General features: G+C 56.3%; 12 protein-coding genes and 3 pseudogenes. 8 read left to right on the forward strand and 7 right to left on the reverse strand.

Annotated elements, in window-relative coordinates; genetic code table 11:
- Positions 1-5 precede the first annotated feature (5 nt).
- Together GOW04_RS16800 and GOW04_RS22015 are read right to left on the reverse strand one after the other, a co-directional pair.
- On the reverse strand, positions 6-1,145 hold the full coding sequence (locus GOW04_RS16800) for an aminotransferase class I/II-fold pyridoxal phosphate-dependent enzyme (protein ID WP_171233332.1): 1,140 nt from the start codon (positions 1,143-1,145) through the stop codon (positions 6-8).
- A 40-nt stretch (positions 1,146-1,185) separates the two neighbouring features.
- A complete protein-coding gene (locus GOW04_RS22015; protein ID WP_371814413.1) occupies positions 1,186-1,683 on the reverse strand; it encodes a DnaA N-terminal domain-containing protein in 498 nt (165 codons plus the stop codon).
- 669 nt (positions 1,684-2,352) lie between these two features.
- Between GOW04_RS22015 and GOW04_RS16810 the strand changes: the two genes are divergently transcribed.
- The 3 genes and pseudogenes from GOW04_RS16810 to GOW04_RS16820 all read left to right on the forward strand — a co-directional run.
- Complete coding sequence (locus tag GOW04_RS16810; RefSeq protein ID WP_171118234.1) at positions 2,353-3,660, forward strand: AAA family ATPase; 1,308 nt, start codon at positions 2,353-2,355, stop codon at positions 3,658-3,660.
- Positions 3,657-4,766, forward strand: a complete 1,110-nt coding sequence (locus GOW04_RS16815; protein ID WP_171233333.1) for a ParB N-terminal domain-containing protein — start codon at positions 3,657-3,659, stop codon at positions 4,764-4,766. The genes GOW04_RS16810 and GOW04_RS16815 overlap by 4 nt, the downstream gene beginning before the upstream one ends.
- Positions 4,767-5,385: 619 nt before the next feature.
- Positions 5,386-5,611: pseudogene (locus GOW04_RS16820) on the forward strand (IS6 family transposase); the annotation flags it as partial.
- On the opposite strand, the gene GOW04_RS16825 reads toward GOW04_RS16820, so the two are convergent.
- Both GOW04_RS16825 and GOW04_RS16830 read right to left on the reverse strand, forming a co-directional pair.
- Positions 5,583-10,049, reverse strand: a complete 4,467-nt coding sequence (locus tag GOW04_RS16825) for a protein kinase (protein WP_171233334.1) — start codon at positions 10,047-10,049, stop codon at positions 5,583-5,585. The pseudogene GOW04_RS16820 and the gene GOW04_RS16825 sit on opposite strands and share 29 nt — an antisense overlap.
- Positions 10,050-10,062: 13 nt before the next feature.
- Positions 10,063-10,518, reverse strand: a complete 456-nt coding sequence (locus GOW04_RS16830; protein WP_171233335.1) for a hypothetical protein — start codon at positions 10,516-10,518, stop codon at positions 10,063-10,065.
- 126 nt (positions 10,519-10,644) lie between these two features.
- Between GOW04_RS16830 and GOW04_RS16835 the strand changes: the two genes are divergently transcribed.
- Together GOW04_RS16835 and GOW04_RS16840 are read left to right on the forward strand one after the other, a co-directional pair.
- The gene (locus tag GOW04_RS16835) at positions 10,645-11,535 is read left to right on the forward strand and encodes an adenylate/guanylate cyclase domain-containing protein (RefSeq protein ID WP_171233336.1); all 891 of its coding nucleotides are present in this window, start codon (positions 10,645-10,647) and stop codon (positions 11,533-11,535) included.
- Positions 11,536-11,670: 135 nt separating this feature from the next.
- The gene (locus GOW04_RS16840) at positions 11,671-12,384 is read left to right on the forward strand and encodes a PP2C family serine/threonine-protein phosphatase (RefSeq protein WP_171233337.1); all 714 of its coding nucleotides are present in this window, start codon (positions 11,671-11,673) and stop codon (positions 12,382-12,384) included.
- 175 nt (positions 12,385-12,559) lie between these two features.
- Here the strand turns inward: GOW04_RS16840 and GOW04_RS16845 are convergent, their stop codons facing one another.
- On the reverse strand, positions 12,560-13,243 hold the full coding sequence (locus GOW04_RS16845; RefSeq protein WP_171233338.1) for an IS6 family transposase: 684 nt from the start codon (positions 13,241-13,243) through the stop codon (positions 12,560-12,562).
- A gap of 470 nt (positions 13,244-13,713) precedes the next feature.
- A complete protein-coding gene (locus GOW04_RS16850) occupies positions 13,714-13,959 on the reverse strand; it encodes a YdcH family protein (protein ID WP_171233339.1) in 246 nt (81 codons plus the stop codon).
- A gap of 155 nt (positions 13,960-14,114) precedes the next feature.
- Between GOW04_RS16850 and GOW04_RS16855 the strand changes: the two genes are divergently transcribed.
- The 3 genes and pseudogenes from GOW04_RS16855 to GOW04_RS16865 form a co-directional block, all read left to right on the forward strand.
- Positions 14,115-15,047: a hydrogen peroxide-inducible genes activator gene (locus tag GOW04_RS16855; RefSeq protein WP_171233340.1), complete on the forward strand. Its 933-nt coding sequence runs from the start codon at positions 14,115-14,117 to the stop codon at positions 15,045-15,047.
- A gap of 97 nt (positions 15,048-15,144) precedes the next feature.
- Positions 15,145-15,667 (forward strand): annotated as a pseudogene (locus tag GOW04_RS16860) (IS6 family transposase); the annotation flags it as partial.
- Positions 15,668-15,715: 48 nt separating this feature from the next.
- Positions 15,716-15,907: pseudogene (locus GOW04_RS16865) on the forward strand (DDE-type integrase/transposase/recombinase); the annotation flags it as partial.
- A gap of 139 nt (positions 15,908-16,046) precedes the next feature.
- On the opposite strand, the gene GOW04_RS16870 reads toward GOW04_RS16865, so the two are convergent.
- A partial coding sequence (locus tag GOW04_RS16870; protein WP_217356945.1) for an energy transducer TonB occupies positions 16,047-16,589 on the reverse strand: 543 nt, incomplete at its 5' end.

The following is a 16,589-nucleotide window of genomic DNA, read 5'->3' on the forward strand; positions in this document are numbered from 1 at the left end:
AACTCTCAGCTTCCGTTCAGGATGTCTCCTGTAAGATCATTCAACTTTGCCAACCCGTTGCGCAGATGATCTTCGGGCAGGGCCGAGCTGAACCGAAAATGGTTCTCGACCCCGAACCGCGACCCCGGAATGACCAGCACGTCTTTTTCGCGCAACAGGCGCATGCTGAACGCCTCGGATGCGATCGGTAGATTGAACCGCACGAACGACATGGCCGACGCCTGAGGTGGTACAACTGAAAACACCCCCTGATGCCGCGCCAGTTCTTCCGTCAGAACGTCAAACCCCGTGCGGATCAGACGGCGCGCGCGGGCCTTCAACTTGGACCGTGCAGGTTCGGCAAGCGCCTTGTCCGCCAGTTCCATCGACAACATGGATGCCGCGATCGAGGCATATTCGTGCCGCCGCCAGCAGTGCTGAATGATGTCTTCGGGCCCAACCAGCCATCCCAGCCTCAGCCCCGGAAGCCCATAGGCCTTGGACATGGAGTTCACCACAAGAACCCTGTCCGTACTTCCCCAGAACGAAGGCGTTTCGGTGTCACCTTCCCGCTCGGTTCCGGCATAAACCTCGTCTGAAACGATCCAGGCGCCAACGCGCTCGGCAGCCGATACGATACGGGCGCGATCCGCTTCGGTCAGAATACGGCCCGTTGGATTGTTCGGGTTCACTACATGGATGATGCGGGTTCTGTCATCGACCGCCCTCTCCAGCGCCTCTGCGTCTATGCCCCACCCTGCGGATTCGATCAGATCGACCCAACGCACTTCGTTGCCCAGATTGGCGGCGTTTCCTGAAATCTGTTCATAGGTCGGTCGGAAACACACAGCATTGTCGCCGGGCTCCAACAAGGTGTTGGCCACCAGCGTGTTCGCTTCGGTTGCCCCGACCGTGACCAATACCCCATCTGCCGAGGCCCCCGGATACAAGCCTGCGATGGTGTCGCGCAGGGATTGCTTTCCATTGACTTGCGGATAGTCGATCATCGTTGTCAGCAGAGCGTCGAGATCAATCCCGGCCAGCTCTACCAATCCCTGCAACGACATAGGATGAACGCCGCTTTCCGAGAAATTGAAGACCACCCCGTGTTCCGTTTCGGACAGGAACTGTTCGACCCGAAATGGTTGAAAATTTCGGTTGATCATGATGCATCCTTTGCTCGGCCGTACTGCGTACCTTACAGCCTCAATCGGCTGCGTTTACATGAACCGTTCTGATACTGGGATCGACGCGGCTGTAGGCGGCCAGCAATCGTGCCGTCCATTTCTGTGCAATGTAATCCGCCATGAACCGCGAGGGTGCAACCAGAATGACGCGCCCCCCTGCCCTTTCCGACTCGGACAGATGCTGGAACCAACTCGCCCACAGCTCGGGATCGCGCCCGTGAAGGATTGACTGCACCTGCGACCAGACATCCTCGGGCTTGGCTTCGGGGGTGTTGATTTCAGGCCCCGGGGATTTTGCCGCGAAAGGCACGACATTTGTAACGGGCTCGGAATCCTCGCTCATCCGGGCCTGGAAATCGGAGCCTATGATCGGCCAGACCTCCTGCGTATCGATCATGATCTGTTTGAGGTCGATTTCATAGACCGCGACCCGGCCCCGTGCAGCAGGCCGTTTGACCGTTACCCAACCTAATGCGCGAAATCTGGCCATTTCGCGCTTTACAGTCCTTTCGTTCACTGACCAAAGGCGCGAAATTTCTTCGCGTCCAATCGATAATTCGTTGTTTCGCCAGTTATATCGTGTCGTAATCAATGAGATGACACGCAGTACGCTGCGTTGCCGATGCTTGTCGCCTGACAACGCATATATGGTGAGTGCAGAAAGTATATCATATTTCAAGGCCGCCGCATTTCGCCCGACCGGTTTAGCCAGCTGCATACCCGTTCTCACCGCTCTATCTGCCTCAGACGGGTGTGTCCCGCCGATCTCGCGCTGTTTGCCAACGCTTTTCGTCACCCTGGCCTAATTAGCGTCCAAAGCTTCGATTCTGTCAAGAAGAGTCTGAAACAGGTCAGAAAATTGCGCCAATCCAGATCAAAGAATAAAAGAAATCTGGTGAAGTATTGGTGAAGGGGGACGTTCTGGATGACCCCTTATTGGCTTGTTATGTCCCCCCATATATCGCCTGTGCAGTAAGAATGCCCCCCTAAATACGGTTGAGGGCGTGTTGCGAATCGTCACCCTTCATCTTCTGCGCTGCCGAATCGGCGATGGCCTTGCAGGGCCTTGTTTTCTTACCCGTGGGTAAGATTTGAGTTTCATCATATTTTCTTTTGCGTAAAGCGCAAATCGGGCGTAAAAAAGAAACGAACAGAAATTTACGTTCCAAACAAAGAGACATGAGGCATGTACACGCACGAAGACCTGAATGCATTGCGCAATCAATCTCTCAAACTCCAGGGGTGGATTCGTCAGCAGACCTTTAGCCCCGAGATGGAGAAGACACTCCGCCGGTTTTCGAGCTGGGAAGTGTCCGAGCTGATCTTCCGGGTCAACCAGTCAACCTTTCGCGGAAAGCTGGCCGCTGATCCGTCTCTGCCCGGAGGCGAGGTTGAGCCCGAGGGGCGGCAGCGCTGGTTCAGCCTGGAGGAGGTGAATGAGTTGCGGCGGCGGCTCAAGGTGAATCGTAAATCCCTCATGCCACCGCGTCCCGAGGGCAAGCGGGCCATTCGCGCGGCCGTAGCGAACTTCAAGGGCGGGGCGGGCAAGTCAACGGTGGCGTTGCATCTTGCGCATGCTGCCGCGCTTGACGGGTACCGTGTTCTTGTCGTTGACTTCGACCCGCAGGCCACGCTGAGCCATTCAATGGGCCTGACCGATGTCGCCGAGGATTACACTGTCTGGGGGATCATGGCGCGTGACCTGATCCGCGAGACCGAGCGCATGAACAACCGGCCCGCCGCGGCCGAGTCCGGCACCGCCCTGCCCCGCCGGGAACTGCCCCCGGCGATCACGGATATGGGGCTTGGAGATCTGCGGATCAGCGATTTCATCAGGCGGACGTCCTGGTCCACCATCGATGCGATCCCATCCTGTGCGAACGCGGCCTTCGTCGAATTTGCCTCGGCACAGTATCGCCACCTGAACCCTGAATGGTCTTTCTTTGCCGCAGTGTCCCGGTATCTGGATCAAATCCCTGACGACGCCTATGACCTGATCCTATTCGATTGCCCGCCGGCCATTGGGTATCAGTCCATGAACGCGGTGTTCGCGGCGGACATGTTGTACATCCCGTCTGGCCCCGGGTACTGGGAATATGACTCGACCACGTCCTTTATCGGTCAGCTGGCGGAAGCTTTGGAGGACCTGGCCTACGGATTCGACAAAACCTTACCCACGGGTAAGATCGGTCTTCCCAAAACCTTCTGCGAACTGCGGTTCCTGCTTACAAGGTACGAGCCCGGAAACGCGTTGCATCTGGCGATGTTTGACGCGTTCCAGAAAGTCTTCGGAGACCACGTCGCCCAGCACCCTGTTGAAATGACCCGCGCGGTCGAGCAATCCGGCCGCTTTCTGAGCTCGGTGTACGAAATGGATTATCGCGAAATGACCCGCGAAACCTGGCGTCGGGCCCGTTCGACGTTCGACAATGTTTACGAGGAATTCCGAGGTGTGATGCTGTCTGCCTGGGACAAGCTGGAGGATGACGCATGAGCCGCAAGCGCAGAATGTTTGATATCGACCTGCCCGCAATGGATGACATTCCTGTCGGCAAGGTTCCGGACAAGGTTCTTGAAAAGCGGCGGGGCCCGATGGCTGCGGCCATTTCGGAAAATGCCGATGCGCTGCGCGACCAGCAATCGACGGAAGAAACCATTCGCGCCGAAAACGATCGTCTTGCGCATGAACTCGTGCGCCTGCGTTCCGAAGGTCTGGTGACCGAACGTGTAGCATTGGCTGACATTCTGTTCGAAAAGCTGACGCGGGATCGTAAACCTGGGCCGGATCCGGAACTGGACGAGCTAAAAGCGTCAATTCAGGAAATCGGATTGTCCAACCCCATCCGACTTGAGCGACGCTCAGATGGACGATTTGAACTGATCCAGGGGATGCGGCGCCTGTCTGCCTATCGGGCCTTGTATGAGGAAACGGGCGATGAGGCTTATGCCAGAATTCCAGCGGGTATTTCAGAGGCGGGCGATCTTGACAGCAGCTACCGGCGCATGGTGGATGAGAACCTGATCCGCAAGGATATCTCGTTTGCGGAAATGGGTGCTCTGGCGCGCGCGTATGCCGAAGACCCGGCAAATGATTGCTCGGATGTAGACAAGGCGGTTTCCACGCTGTTCAAATCCGCCAGTTACACAAAGCGGAGCTACATCAGGTCATTTGCCAGTTTGCTGATGATGTTGGACAAGGTTCTGAAACATCCGAACGACATTCCGCGCAACGTAGGCGTAGAGCTGAAGCGCAAGCTGGATGCAACGCCCGGTTTGGTGCGCCAGGTGAGTGCCGCGGTCATGAGCGAGCCGGACCGTGACGGAGCGCGTGAGGTTGCTATCCTCAGGTCATTTCTGGGCGCGCCGGAAACCAGCGTGGTAAAGAAGGCTCCTGTAGAAAGCGCCGGTAAACCACGACGTGCAAAGACCACGTTTCAGGTATCTGGGCGGGCAGGGATCGCCAAGTGCTCGGCATCCAGTGGTCGAATTGAGTTGAGATATGATTTGGACTTTACGCGTGTTGATCGCAGCAAACTTGAGGCGGCAATTGCTGCTTTCATCGATGCTCTTCCCGAAGAGGACGATCTTACCCACGGGTAAGGTTTGGTTTGAAGGTCCGAGAAAAGGCGCCGGTCGAATCCGGCGCCTTTGTCTTGTCGCTAATGCCTGGACGTTCTCAGCAAGGGATTACTGCCCGTAAGTTGTTTTGCCTTGAATTCGTGTCCCGTGATCGATGCTACCGCAGCTTGAGACGGGGCTTGTGGCTTCAGTCATCGACGTTGGTTCAGGAACGGTCATTTTCACGGAGTGTTGTCGGGGCCTAAAACCACGGCGTCTTCTTCGGGTTCCTACGTTCAGATCACGGAAGGGCGCCTGATACCTGCTTGAGATTTCGGCATGCAACATGTGACACGTGAATAAGGTGATATGACGGCTACTCACTGCACACAATCTCGGCTAGAGCAATTATATATGATAAGGGATACTTATCAAATGTGAATGAAGTTAAACAACGCACTAAAAGTAACGATCAAAAAGCCTTGTTTATGCGCGTAAATCGAGTGGAAGTTTTGCTCTGTAACAGAAATCACGCAGGCGAGGGGAGCCAGTTAACGCCTAAACTGCAACAGAGCCGGCTCTGTTTCAAACTTTTAGCAATTGACCTTTGTGGCGTCAGCGCCTGTGTGGTGAACGGCATTATCAAGTTGAAGGTTGGTCCTTGATTTCTTTTAAAGGCGAACAGTATCCGAAAGACGTGACCTTGTTCGCAGTCTTCTATTACGTACGCCCGCTACGGCGTTTCTTATCGAGACCCAGAAGAAATCATGGCCGAGCGCGGTGTTTCGGTAGACCACACCACACCGAACCGATGGGTAACACGGTATTCGGCTTGCAAGAAACTTTGCAAGACAACCCTCAGTCGCGTGTCTGAAGTCGCCCGCAGATATCATCGTTGTGTGCTGCGCCCAGATACTGCTCCCGCTGTTGCGGTCCAAGAACGCCGCTACTCAGCTTGCAAGCGGCCTCTGTGCTCAAGACTTCCCAGATCCGCACCACGCCATCATCACCGGAACTCGCGAATGTCTGACCATCGGGATGCGCGGCCAGACGCCAGATGGGTCCGGCATGGGCATCCGAAATACGACCGATCAGCTTTCCAAAGCTGAGGTCCCAGATGTGCAAACTACCGCTTCTGTCGGCAGCCACCAGGCTGGCGCCATCGTCCAGGAAAAGGATATCCGTAGCCCCTCTGGCATGCCCGGAGAAATCTTGTAGTCGCGCCGCGTCGGCAAGGCGCCAAACCGATACCGTTTCATCACTGTCGGCAGCAGCAAGTAAAGATCCATCCGGGCTGAAAGCAACGGACCAGACAAGATTGTCCGAAACCTTCAGTCTTTCTGGGGGAGTATCCTGGTCTGCCGACCATATCAAAACTACGCCCCGGCTGCTCGAAACGGCGATGCGAGAGGAAGCCGAATGCAGGGCAGCGCGCGTTCCTTGGCCGGGATCAACGGGAAACGTGCGCAGCACCGCAGCGCTGTCCACATCAATGAGATAGGCGGCACTTTCTGCGGCTGCCAGCACTGTGGCGCCGTCCGCAGAAAATGCAAGACTCCAAATCGCCTCTCCAAGCGAGGCGAGACTGGTTTGCTCTGCGCCAGAACCCGTGTCGGAAATTACGATCTGCCCCATGCGGTCTGCCGTTGCCAGTCGCTGGCCATCAGGCGACAGCGCTGTTGCCCAAACCTGATGCTGGTGTGACGGACCCGTGAGCATTGCGGAAGCATCAAGCTGTGCACCCGACACGCCCCCATTGGTGTCGCCGAAAAAGACGCGGTCAGTACCAAGTGCGACGCCCTTTGGTTTCGCGCCGTCCTGCGTGGCGAATGTCTTTGCGAGCTGCGCGGGCGGGCCAAGTCGCCAGAACCGAACGTTCTGATCCGCGCCCAGGGTCACCACTGTAGCAAGATCGGCCGATACCGCCATGTCCAGGATGCGCCCCGAATGACCAGTGGGAGATTCCGCAGTCAGTTCACCTGTCAGAACATCCCAGAGCAGCAGGCGGCCGCGGCTATTGCCACCCACCAGCGTCCATCCGACGGGCATGAACTCAATCGAGCTGATCACGTCTTTTGCAGGAAAGGCCCGGCCCAAGTCTTCGCCGGATCCGGATCTGACAATAGCGGAGCTGCCGTCGCTGCTTGCGGTTGCGATCAACGTTCCATCTTCGCTGAAGGACAGCATCCAGACATCGCTGGAATGCACTGTGTCCAGAGTCGGGAACATTTCATTCCCGTCTGGATAGTGCCAGATGCGCAGCTCACCAGATCCATTGCCAGCCGCCAAGGCACGGCCGTCGGGGCTGAACGCGATGCTGGTGAAATCACCGGTCCGGCTTGCCAGAACCCTGGCTTCTGAAGATACGTTTTCCGAAAGCGGCCAGATGGATATCTTTCCATCTTCTCCGGCCGTCGCGAGTACGGGCTCGGAGGGGTGAAAGGCCAGTCGCCATTGAATGTCACTTGCCTCGCCCAGCAGCACCGATTCTGCGGCAAAACCATCACTGAACGGCCAGAAGGCGATGCGTCCGCTGTCACCGACGGCTGCGAACCCGTCTCCTCCGGGGGAAAACGCAATGTCCTGAATCCCGCCGATGCCGCCGGAAAGTGTCTCGCCCACCTGCTGGCGGGATGTGGTGTCCAGAATGCGAACTGTCCCGTCCCGACCGCCGACTACCACCGAACCGGCATCAGGAGAGATTGCGATTGCCAACGCGTCCCCCGCTGCGACCGGAGCGCCTACGGGAACAGGCAGCCCCTTGGCCAAGACGCTGCGCGCTTTGAGAAGCGCAACGCGCGCCTCATAGCTGGTGCTTGGGCCGCGTGACTGGGACACGGATTGCGCCGCGAGGTTCAGCGCAAGCAACGGGTCTTCCATAGCGTATCCCGCTGCCGCAGCGCCAAGGGCGCTGGCGAGGCTGTCCTTCGCCACCCGCGTGGCCGCATCAGCCAGAGCGGCATTTTCCTGAGATTGTCTGGATTCGATGAAGGCGATGACAGACGCCGCGGTCGTGCCAACGGTCAATGCGGCCAGCGCGCAAACCGCCAACACCTGCAGTCGTCTCCGCCTTTGTCGACGTTCATCCTTCTCTTTTTGCCTGGCATTGCGCGCTTCTTCGCTCGCGCGGAGAAATTCCAACTCTTTTGCGCCGACCTTGTCCTTGTTCTTTTCCAACCATTCCAGGATGTAGTCCAGCCGGGCCCCGCTCACGAGCATGTCGGCGTCACGGTCGGAATCAATCCAGTCATCGGCCATTTGAACGATCCGCAGACGCAACCGTAAATCGCCCCGGGACCGGTCGATCCAACGGCTGAGCCGGGGCCAGGATCGCAGCAAGGCTTCGTGTGTGATCTGGACGGTTTCGTCGTCTACCGTGAGAAGCCTCGCTTCGGTCAGGTGTTTCACGACTCGGGCCATTACTTTCGCATCGGGATCATCCTGCAGTTCAGAGCGCGCAAAGATCCTGCGGGTATCGGCGCCACCCTCGCCGGGTGTCACCAGGCTGAGGAGAAGGCGTTCGGCAACTTTGCGTTCCTCATCGGAAAAGTCATTGTCGAAAACCGCATCTGCGGTCTGACGTATCGCGCCCGCCATCCCGCCGCTCCCGCGGTACCCCTCATAGGTCAGCGTTGCGCCCAAACGCCGCTTCCAGGTTTCAACCAGCGCATGCGATATGAGCGGCAGAACACCGGCATCGTTTCCAGCATCCGATACGATCGCGTCGACCAGATGTTGTTCGACATAGAGCCCTACGCGTCGGGCCGGCTCGACGATCGAGCGGCGCAGATCGTTCGCCGACATCGGACCGACGAGCACCTGATTGCGGCTCACAGCTTCGGCCAGCCAGGGGATCGCAGCACATTTTTCGTAAAAGTCGGCGCGGATGGTGACGATGATGCGCACATCGCTGTCCGCTGGATCGGTTATGGCCGCAAGTGCATCCACGAAATCTTGGGCTGTCTGTTTGTCGTTGAGTGTGAAAAGCTCCTCGAACTGGTCAATGGCCAGTAAGACCGGCCTAGGACCGGAATCCTGCACGACTTGACGAGCAATGGAGGGGCGCGAAACGAATTCACCCAGGCGCACGCGCGCTGACCCCTCGGTACCGCGCAGACGATAGAACAGCTCGGACAGGGCATCGCGACCAGGCGTGAAAAGTTCGATCCGCCAGGTTTCGCTGCCCGGCACCAGATCCTGTCGCAATGACGGAATGACGCCCGCCCGGATCAACGAGCTTTTGCCACTGCCGGAGGCGCCTCCGACCACAAGCACTTTCAACGTCCGCAAGCGTTGCAGCAGGTCGGAGACAAGCTCTTCGCGACCAAAGAAGCGGTCGGCATCCTCCGGTTGGAACGCGCTTAACCCGTGATAGGGGCAATCCGCTTCTGATTGTGCCGTGGCGCCAAGCACGTGGCGCGTGCTGGTCGGGTCTGGCGCCTGCGCGGCAATCCGAGCCATGATGTCGTGGGCCGCACTGCTCCACGACTGGATATCTGCGAAGCGTTCGGCCGGGTCAGGCGCCATTCCGCGCAAGAAAAAGTCCCGCCAGGGGCTTTGGGTTCGCTCAACTTCTTGTTCCAGTGTTGATATGTCAGAAGGGCGGCTGCCAGTTATTGCGTACCAAAGCACCGCGGACGCGGAATAGATGTCGACCGCAGAACTGACGGTCTGGTTAACATCGAACTGTTCGGGCGCCATATAGGCGGGCGTGCCGCCAAAAACGACCGAGGATGTGCTGTCTTGCAGCATATCGCTGGCAATCCCCAGATCACCGATCATGATGCGATCGAAGCGGACAGGCTGCAGTGGCGGGACGGGGTTCAATATCGTTTGACCTTCGGACCCGGCACCGCTGACGGCGGTGCCGGTCCGCGCTCCGACGGTCTGGTACAGAATGTTGTCCGGTTTTATATCGCGGTGAACTACGCCTGCCCGGTGAAGCGCCGAGAGCCCTGATGTCATCGCGTCGACCAGTTGCAGCACATCATATTGCGGTAAGCCGCCATCCGCGGAACTTTTGGTTGTCAGCTGCGATGTCAGCGGCCCCAAATCCGCGTAGTCCATCACGAAGTACGGTCGGCCATCCGAAAGCCGACCGATGTCATGCACCCCGACAAGATGGTACGACTGAATCCGGCGCAGCAGCCTCGCTTCTTCAATGAAGCGCTGGTTCAACGCGTCATCATCATGGTGCGCCAGCAAGATCTTGATCGCGACTTCGGCTGCAAGTTCCTCGTCCCAAGACAAGGCCACCAGGGCAAAACCGCCGCTCGCGATTTCCCGGCGAACAACGTATCGTCCGATGTATGCCGGTAATTCCATCTATGTCCCTTCGTCAGAAGTTCGCTGACACGTCGACGCAGTGAAGAGCCTCGGGATCAATGATGTCGTGGTTGCGGTCTGCGGCAGAGATGCACAGCGAAACTGCATCACCGCGTTGCGAGACCGATGTCACACCGCTTGTTGTATAATTTGGATAGGCGTCGGTCGGGTGCCAGTCACCCTGCGCGACGTTGTGAACGGTTTCAGCGTTGTTGCTTACCTGCTTCACGTCATAAAGCTCGCCCCACCAGATATGAAAATGGTTCTTCGAGATGTCAGGCTCGAAATTCGCGCTAAGCTCGACGGCAAGTTCACCTCCCTCGCTTGTGACGGATACGATCTCGACGACGCACCCGTCCACCGGGCAGGCATTGGAATCCTGGGCAAATGCAGGCGCGGACAGGCAGGCAGTCACCGTCAATGCGCCTGCAGCAGTCTTTCCGAAAAATATATTTCTTTTAAATGTCATGGCCCTCAAGCCCCCTTTTTCACAAAAATTGCTCTGACTGGGATTGTGTGAGAGTATCACAAGTCCCGAAATTTCCCTAACCGCGCCAGGCGATCCGGGTTGGGGTAACGACATGGAGCGGAACGCATGAAGGTTGTCGGCGCTGCGTTGGTGGCAGATGTGTCCAACAGCACCCCGCTTTTCGAAGAGCTGGGAGAGCAGGCCGCGTTACGCGAAATCAACCACTGCCTGCAAGAAATGCGCACTCAGATCCAGTATCTGGGAGGCGCATTCCTGCATTCCAAGGGCGACGACGTTTTGGCGTTCTTCGAAGATGCGAACGCTGCACTGGAGGTGGCCCAGACCGCAACGCAAAATATCGATGCAGGAGCGCTCCAAGTGCACGCGGGATTGAGTTGGGGAAGTATGCTGCGCCTTCCAAATGATCTGTATGGCACCCCGGTGAACATCGCGTCGCGTCTTGCTTCGCTGGCCAAACCCCGCGAAGTGCTTGTCTGTGAGCCGTTTCTTGGTGAACTGAGTACTGCGTCACGTGGGACGCTGCGCGAAGTCGATGTTCTGAGCCTGAAAGGCGTAAGCGACCGGTTGAAAGTACATTCCTACGTCGCCGAAGATCCTGTCGATCTAACAATGAAATTCGCCAGCCACTCGGCCGCATCTGAAGGATCGCTGAGTGTTGTACTTAAATATGAAGCGGCTATCAGGGAATTGTCCGAAGGTAGTGAAGTCTCTCTGGGACGTGCCGAAGATGCTGATTTGGTAGTGCCGCAGCCTTGGGTATCACGGAAACATGCCACCGTGTCGGTCATGAACGGCATCGTTGTCTTGCGCGATCACAGCACCCTGGGCAGTTTTGTTCGCATGGATGAAGGCCGGGAAATCGTCGCACGCCGCGGCAGCGTCACGTTGATCGGCAATGGCGCGGTGTCCTTGGGGGCGCCATTCGCACAATCGTCCGAGTCTGTCGTCAGATATTCACAGACTCGATCTTTCAAGGAATCCGCTCAAGGTCAATAGACCCGTTTTCGTAATCCAGGACTAAGGAACACCTCTGATGACTGGACCAGACCAATTGACAGGCGAGACACTTCAGCGAAACGAAACTGCCGACACTTGCCCAGATGAAACGATTTCTGGTCCGAGCTGATCTGCATGAGCCAATTTCGCTTCAGTTCTGCGACGCATGTCGGCAAGGTACGTACGATCAACGAGGACCGGATACTTGCTCTGCCGGATCATCGTGTGTGGGTTGTGGCCGATGGCATGGGGGGGCATCACGCAGGCGATTTTGCCGCTCAGACGCTTGTTGACAGAATTGCAGACGTTCCTTGCCTGAAGGATCCGTACGAACAGGCCCAGGCGCTGCGCTGGTCTATCCTAGACGCCCACAACCTCATCTGGAGGGAGAGCATCACGCGTCAAAATGGGCCGATCGGTGCAGCGGTTCTGGCCGTCGTGGCGACAGAGGATCGCTTCTTGGTTTTCTGGGCGGGTGACAGTCGCCTCTACCGCCTTCGGGACGAAAACCTTCAGATGTTGACGGCGGACCACTCGGTCGTTGGGGATCTCGTGAACTTGGGGGAACTGAATTGGGAGGAGGCCGAGCATCATCCGCAGGCAAGTGTGGTCACCCGTGCTGTGGGCGCAAGCGCTAGGCTGGAGATGGACTCAGTTGAAGCAACGTTTCGGGTTGGGGATCGTTTCCTTCTGTGTACGGACGGGCTCACCAACTCTGTTAAGCTTGAGACACAGCGCATTGCATTGAGACAGGCGCCGATAGCAAAGGCGGCAGACAGGCTGATACAAATCGCCTTGGACGGAGCCGGTGCAGATAATATCTCAGTTATTGTTATCGACGTAATCTGATGTACCCTATGTCCGACGGAGGGCCGACAGAGAAATTCTCGCTTCTGCTTAAAAACTACAGCTGCTTCGGCATTCCGGCAATGCTACTTGCTGCATCTTCAAAACGAGGCGTAGATTGAAACGGTTGTGGTGCAAATACTTGGAACGATCAGAGTAAGCGTCTTACCAGGCACACTTATCCTGCGATCTCAGCACGCACCCGAAAGCCAAAGGTGGCTGCGCTGGAGAAATGCTTCTTTCGGATCATGTTGGCGACCTCGATACCATCCAGCGTAGCGGACGCGGATGCGAGGGATTTGAACCCACACATATGTCGAACACGCCGTTTTATGAACCGATGATCCTGCTCGATCATGTTTTTCAAAAATTTGGACTTGATTGTCTGCACCTTGGCTTGGCAACCAAACCGTTTCAAAATCCTGTTCACTTCTCGAATACCTGCTGCGTTGGCTCCGCTCTTATCGATGACGACTTTGTCTGGGATTCCGTTTGAAGACAGCGCTTTGGCAAAGAACCTGGTTGCTGCGGGACCGTTCCTTCGCTCGGACAGCATAAAATCAGGGGTGTTTGCTGCTTTGTCGTTGGCCCGATAGAGATACACCCACTTACCGCGCACACGGAGGTAGGTTTCGTCCATTCTCCAAGATTTCTGTGTTGGGCGCTTTTTCGATTGCGCGCGCGCAGCGATCATCGGCGAATATTTTACAACCCATCTATTCAACGTAGCGTGATCGACGGAAACGCCCCGTTCAGCCATAATTTCTTCAAGGTCGCGATAGGAAACATTGTAGCGCAAATAGAAAAACACAGCGTACAAAACCACATCCTTCGGGAAATGGCAGTCTTTCAAAGAAACCATTCTGAGACCTGCTCGCGATTGATTTGAAAGCAACAAGCACCAGAGCTCGCGATTTCGTCAACCTCGGTCAAAATTCGCGACACAACCGAATTTTGCGCATAGTTCGCAAGAAGCGCTTGGATCTGAAAGTGAAGACGCCTCCGCTGGCCTTGATGTGCCGTTGTGGGTTTGCGAGAAACCTAAATGGAGGCGTCTTTATTTGTGAGCGAAAATCGGATCAGTTGTGGCAAACAAGTTGGCTATGCCTGTAGTTGGCCTCCGCGCATCAAAACACCTCTCAGAAGCCGAGACTCTGTTCTATCGGATACGGGGCTGACCCTGCCGCTGAGCTTGTTGCTGATTAACGTGCGGACTGCCGCCATCCGGTCCATCCTCTTCGTCTTCCAGAATGGCTTTTCTCATGTCCCTCAGATCAGTGCTGTGAAAATACCTGAGGCCGGTCAGTTGATACACTCGTGGAAACATATTGATCACCTTTGCGGATGAAGAGACTGGCTGGGCGAAAATGCCCCCAATGTATGTAGGAACCCGTCATAACGTGACATCTGGTCCTTCAATTCCAGTTTCCTGCGTTTGAGCCGTTGCAAAGACAATGAACATGGTAGCGGCCGCTTAAGCTCGTCTGCGATCAGCTTTTTGACTTCCATGTTTTTGATGCGCAGCTCGGCCAGGCGGGCTTTCAACGAAAAGGCTTTGACACGGTTATTTCGGGGCATCTTTGTCTCCTATTTTAGCGGCGCTTGTATTGGGCTGACTGGCGAACCCGCTCTATCAGCACTTACTTTTTCAATATCGGGTGGATAGAAGTTTAAAAAAGGTGATCATAAATTAAATTTAAATAGGAAAAACCTATCCATTGGAGGCTGGCATCGTGAGTAGTGATGTGACTTTGAAGCAGTTGGCATACTTTGTCGCGTTGACCGAAGCGCGACACTATCGGCGTGCGGCTGAACACCTTGGCATCAGCCAGCCTTCGCTTAGTCAACAGATCGCCGGGTTGGAAGCCGTGCTCGGTGTCCAATTAGTCGAGCGTGGTCAGCGGGGAGCAATCCTGACCCCAAATGGTCGGGAAGTTCTGGCGCAGGCGCGACGGGTGCTTGAGGAAGCGGAAACGCTTAAGGACTTGGCGCGAGATGCCAGCGCCGGTGTCAGTGGCACCATCCGGTTAGGAACATCTCCCACATTGGGTCCCTATTTCCTCCCGTATGTTATGCGGCACCTACATACGTCTTTTCCTTCACTTAAGTTGATCGTTCGAGATGCAGCACCGCTGGTTCTGCAAGAAGAGCTTCTTCGCGGTCAGCACGATCTAATCTTCACACAGCTTCCGGTACGATCAGCCGACTTGGAGGTAGAGCGCCTATTCCGGGAGCCACTAAAGCTGACCGTCGCAAAAGATCATGCGCTGTCGAGCAAGTCTGAAGCCCAAGATGCGGACTTGACCGGGCAAGGCGTCCTTGCTTTGACGTCGACTTATGTGTTGCACAATCAGATTGTCGCTTTGTGCGAGGAATTGGGTGCCAATCCACGGCAAGACTACGAAGGTACAAGTCTTGATGCCTTACGGCAAATGACTGCGTTAAACATGGGTGTCTGCTTTCTGCCTGCTCTATATGTTCGTTCCGAGGTTTCCCCGGACACCGGCGATGTTTCTGTCCTATCGTTTCGCAAAGACCGTTTCACAAGGTCCGTTGGCTTGGTCTGGAGACAACGTTCAGCGCACAAACGCACTATAGAAATTATAGGAACCATTTTCCGGTCAGTTGCGCGCGACAAGTTTGCCGATTTGCTGACTCCAGAGTGAGTTGCTAAGCAGCAAGCTTGATCACTTTAGAGTTCTGTTTTGTCTTATCACACATTTCGCTGAGTTGACTAACTGACGCCGGCAAGACCACTGGAACCGATACGCACCTCTGGTCGCCGACCGGACGCGTCGAAAGAAGCGTTGCTGCGATCGATCCTGGCGGATGGACGAAACCTTCCTGCGCGGCAAAGGGGAATGGGTCTACTTGTATCGCGCAGTCGACAAACACGGTAAGACTCTTGATTTCATGCTGTCCAAACGGCGGAACAAAGCTGCAGCAACGAAGTTCTTCGCACGTGCGCTTGAGGTAAACGGGCTCCCAAGAAAGATAACGATAGACAAAAGCGGTGCTAACACCGCCGGTATCAAAGCCGTCAACAGATGTTGAAGGGCTTTGGTTGCCCGATCCCAATCGAGATGGAGAGGTGGAAATTCCTAAACAACATCATTGAGCAAGATCACAGATTTATCAAACGCCAGATCCGACCAATGCTCGGCTTCAAATCGTTTGTATCTGCTTCCGCTACGCTTGGTGGGATTGAAGTGCGCAGATGATCCGAAAGGGTCAGTTCGGACTCGGAATCTGTCCGTGCAAGCAATTTGCGGAACTAGCCATCTAAACACAGCTAGTTTCGAGCCGCATTCCGACTTTAAAAAAGAATGCAACAAAGCCTTTAAATAACATTGTGGAACAGGACCATCGCTTCATCAAGAGACGCACGCGACCGATGCTAGGGTTCAAGGCCCTCGCTTCAGCGGCGACAACGCTTGACGGAATCGAAGTGTCGCACATGGTCCGCAAGGGCCAACTCACGCCCGGCCTCTACCCATTTCTGCAGTTCGTTGAGCTCGCCACCTGACGCACGAGCGATTGCTGAAACAACTCAATGGGCTTAAATCTTTGCAACAAAACCCCTCAAAACAATGCAACAGTCCCAAGGAAACGTCCGCGCGAAAAATGGGAAGTTGCGATAAATCCCGGTTCGCGCAAGGGGTCGGCTATTTACTGACGATTTCCACGGTATAGGCGCGCCGCACCGAGGCCGGCGGCGGCGGGAAGGGCGCGGCGGCCCGGACCTGTGCCAGTGCGACCTGATCCAGCCGGGACGAGCCCGAGCTGCGGGCAACGCTGACCGAGGCCAGCGCGCCGCTGTCGGCGATGCGAAAGGCCACCCGAACCGAGCCTTGGATGTTCACGCTTTTGCGCCTCGCCTGCAGGATCTTGCGCTTGACCAGACCGGCATAATTGCTGGCCTCGGCATTTCCCTGCTCCTGCGCGGCGCGGTTCGTCCGTTTCGCCGAGGCCGCCCCCGTCGCCGCTTTGCCGGTGGCTCTGCCCTTTTTGCGGCTGACTGCGGCATTGCCGGTCGGGGTGGGCGGCTTTGGGGGTCGGGCCTGCTGCGGCTGGGGTTTTTGCAGGGTCGGCGTATGGGCGCTCTGCCGCCGGGCCGGGGCCTGTGCCTGCAACCTGGTGGCCGGCTGCGCGCGCGCTGATCTGATTGCCGTTGTGATTGCCGGTGTGATCCTCACGATCCTGTTCGG

Origin of the sequence: Ruegeria sp. HKCCA4812 (assembly GCF_013034245.1) — a bacterium.
Classification (GTDB): Bacteria; Pseudomonadota; Alphaproteobacteria; order Rhodobacterales; family Rhodobacteraceae; genus Ruegeria.

Bases quoted from the DNA above. Each gene is read 5' to 3' on its own strand.
- GOW04_RS16800 (WP_171233332.1), bottom strand. From the start codon at position 1,145: ATGATCAACCGAAATTTTCAACCATTTCGGGTCGAACAGTTCCTGTCC.
- GOW04_RS16810 (WP_171118234.1), top strand. From the start codon at position 2,353: ATGTACACGCACGAAGACCTGAATGCATTGCGCAATCAATCTCTCAAA.
- GOW04_RS16815 (WP_171233333.1), top strand. From the start codon at position 3,657: ATGAGCCGCAAGCGCAGAATGTTTGATATCGACCTGCCCGCAATGGAT.
- GOW04_RS16825 (WP_171233334.1), bottom strand. From the start codon at position 10,049: ATGGAATTACCGGCATACATCGGACGATACGTTGTTCGCCGGGAAATC.
- GOW04_RS16830 (WP_171233335.1), bottom strand. From the start codon at position 10,518: ATGACATTTAAAAGAAATATATTTTTCGGAAAGACTGCTGCAGGCGCA.
- GOW04_RS16835 (WP_171233336.1), top strand. From the start codon at position 10,645: ATGAAGGTTGTCGGCGCTGCGTTGGTGGCAGATGTGTCCAACAGCACC.
- GOW04_RS16840 (WP_171233337.1), top strand. From the start codon at position 11,671: ATGAGCCAATTTCGCTTCAGTTCTGCGACGCATGTCGGCAAGGTACGT.
- GOW04_RS16845 (WP_171233338.1), bottom strand. From the start codon at position 13,243: ATGGTTTCTTTGAAAGACTGCCATTTCCCGAAGGATGTGGTTTTGTAC.
- GOW04_RS16850 (WP_171233339.1), bottom strand. From the start codon at position 13,959: ATGCCCCGAAATAACCGTGTCAAAGCCTTTTCGTTGAAAGCCCGCCTG.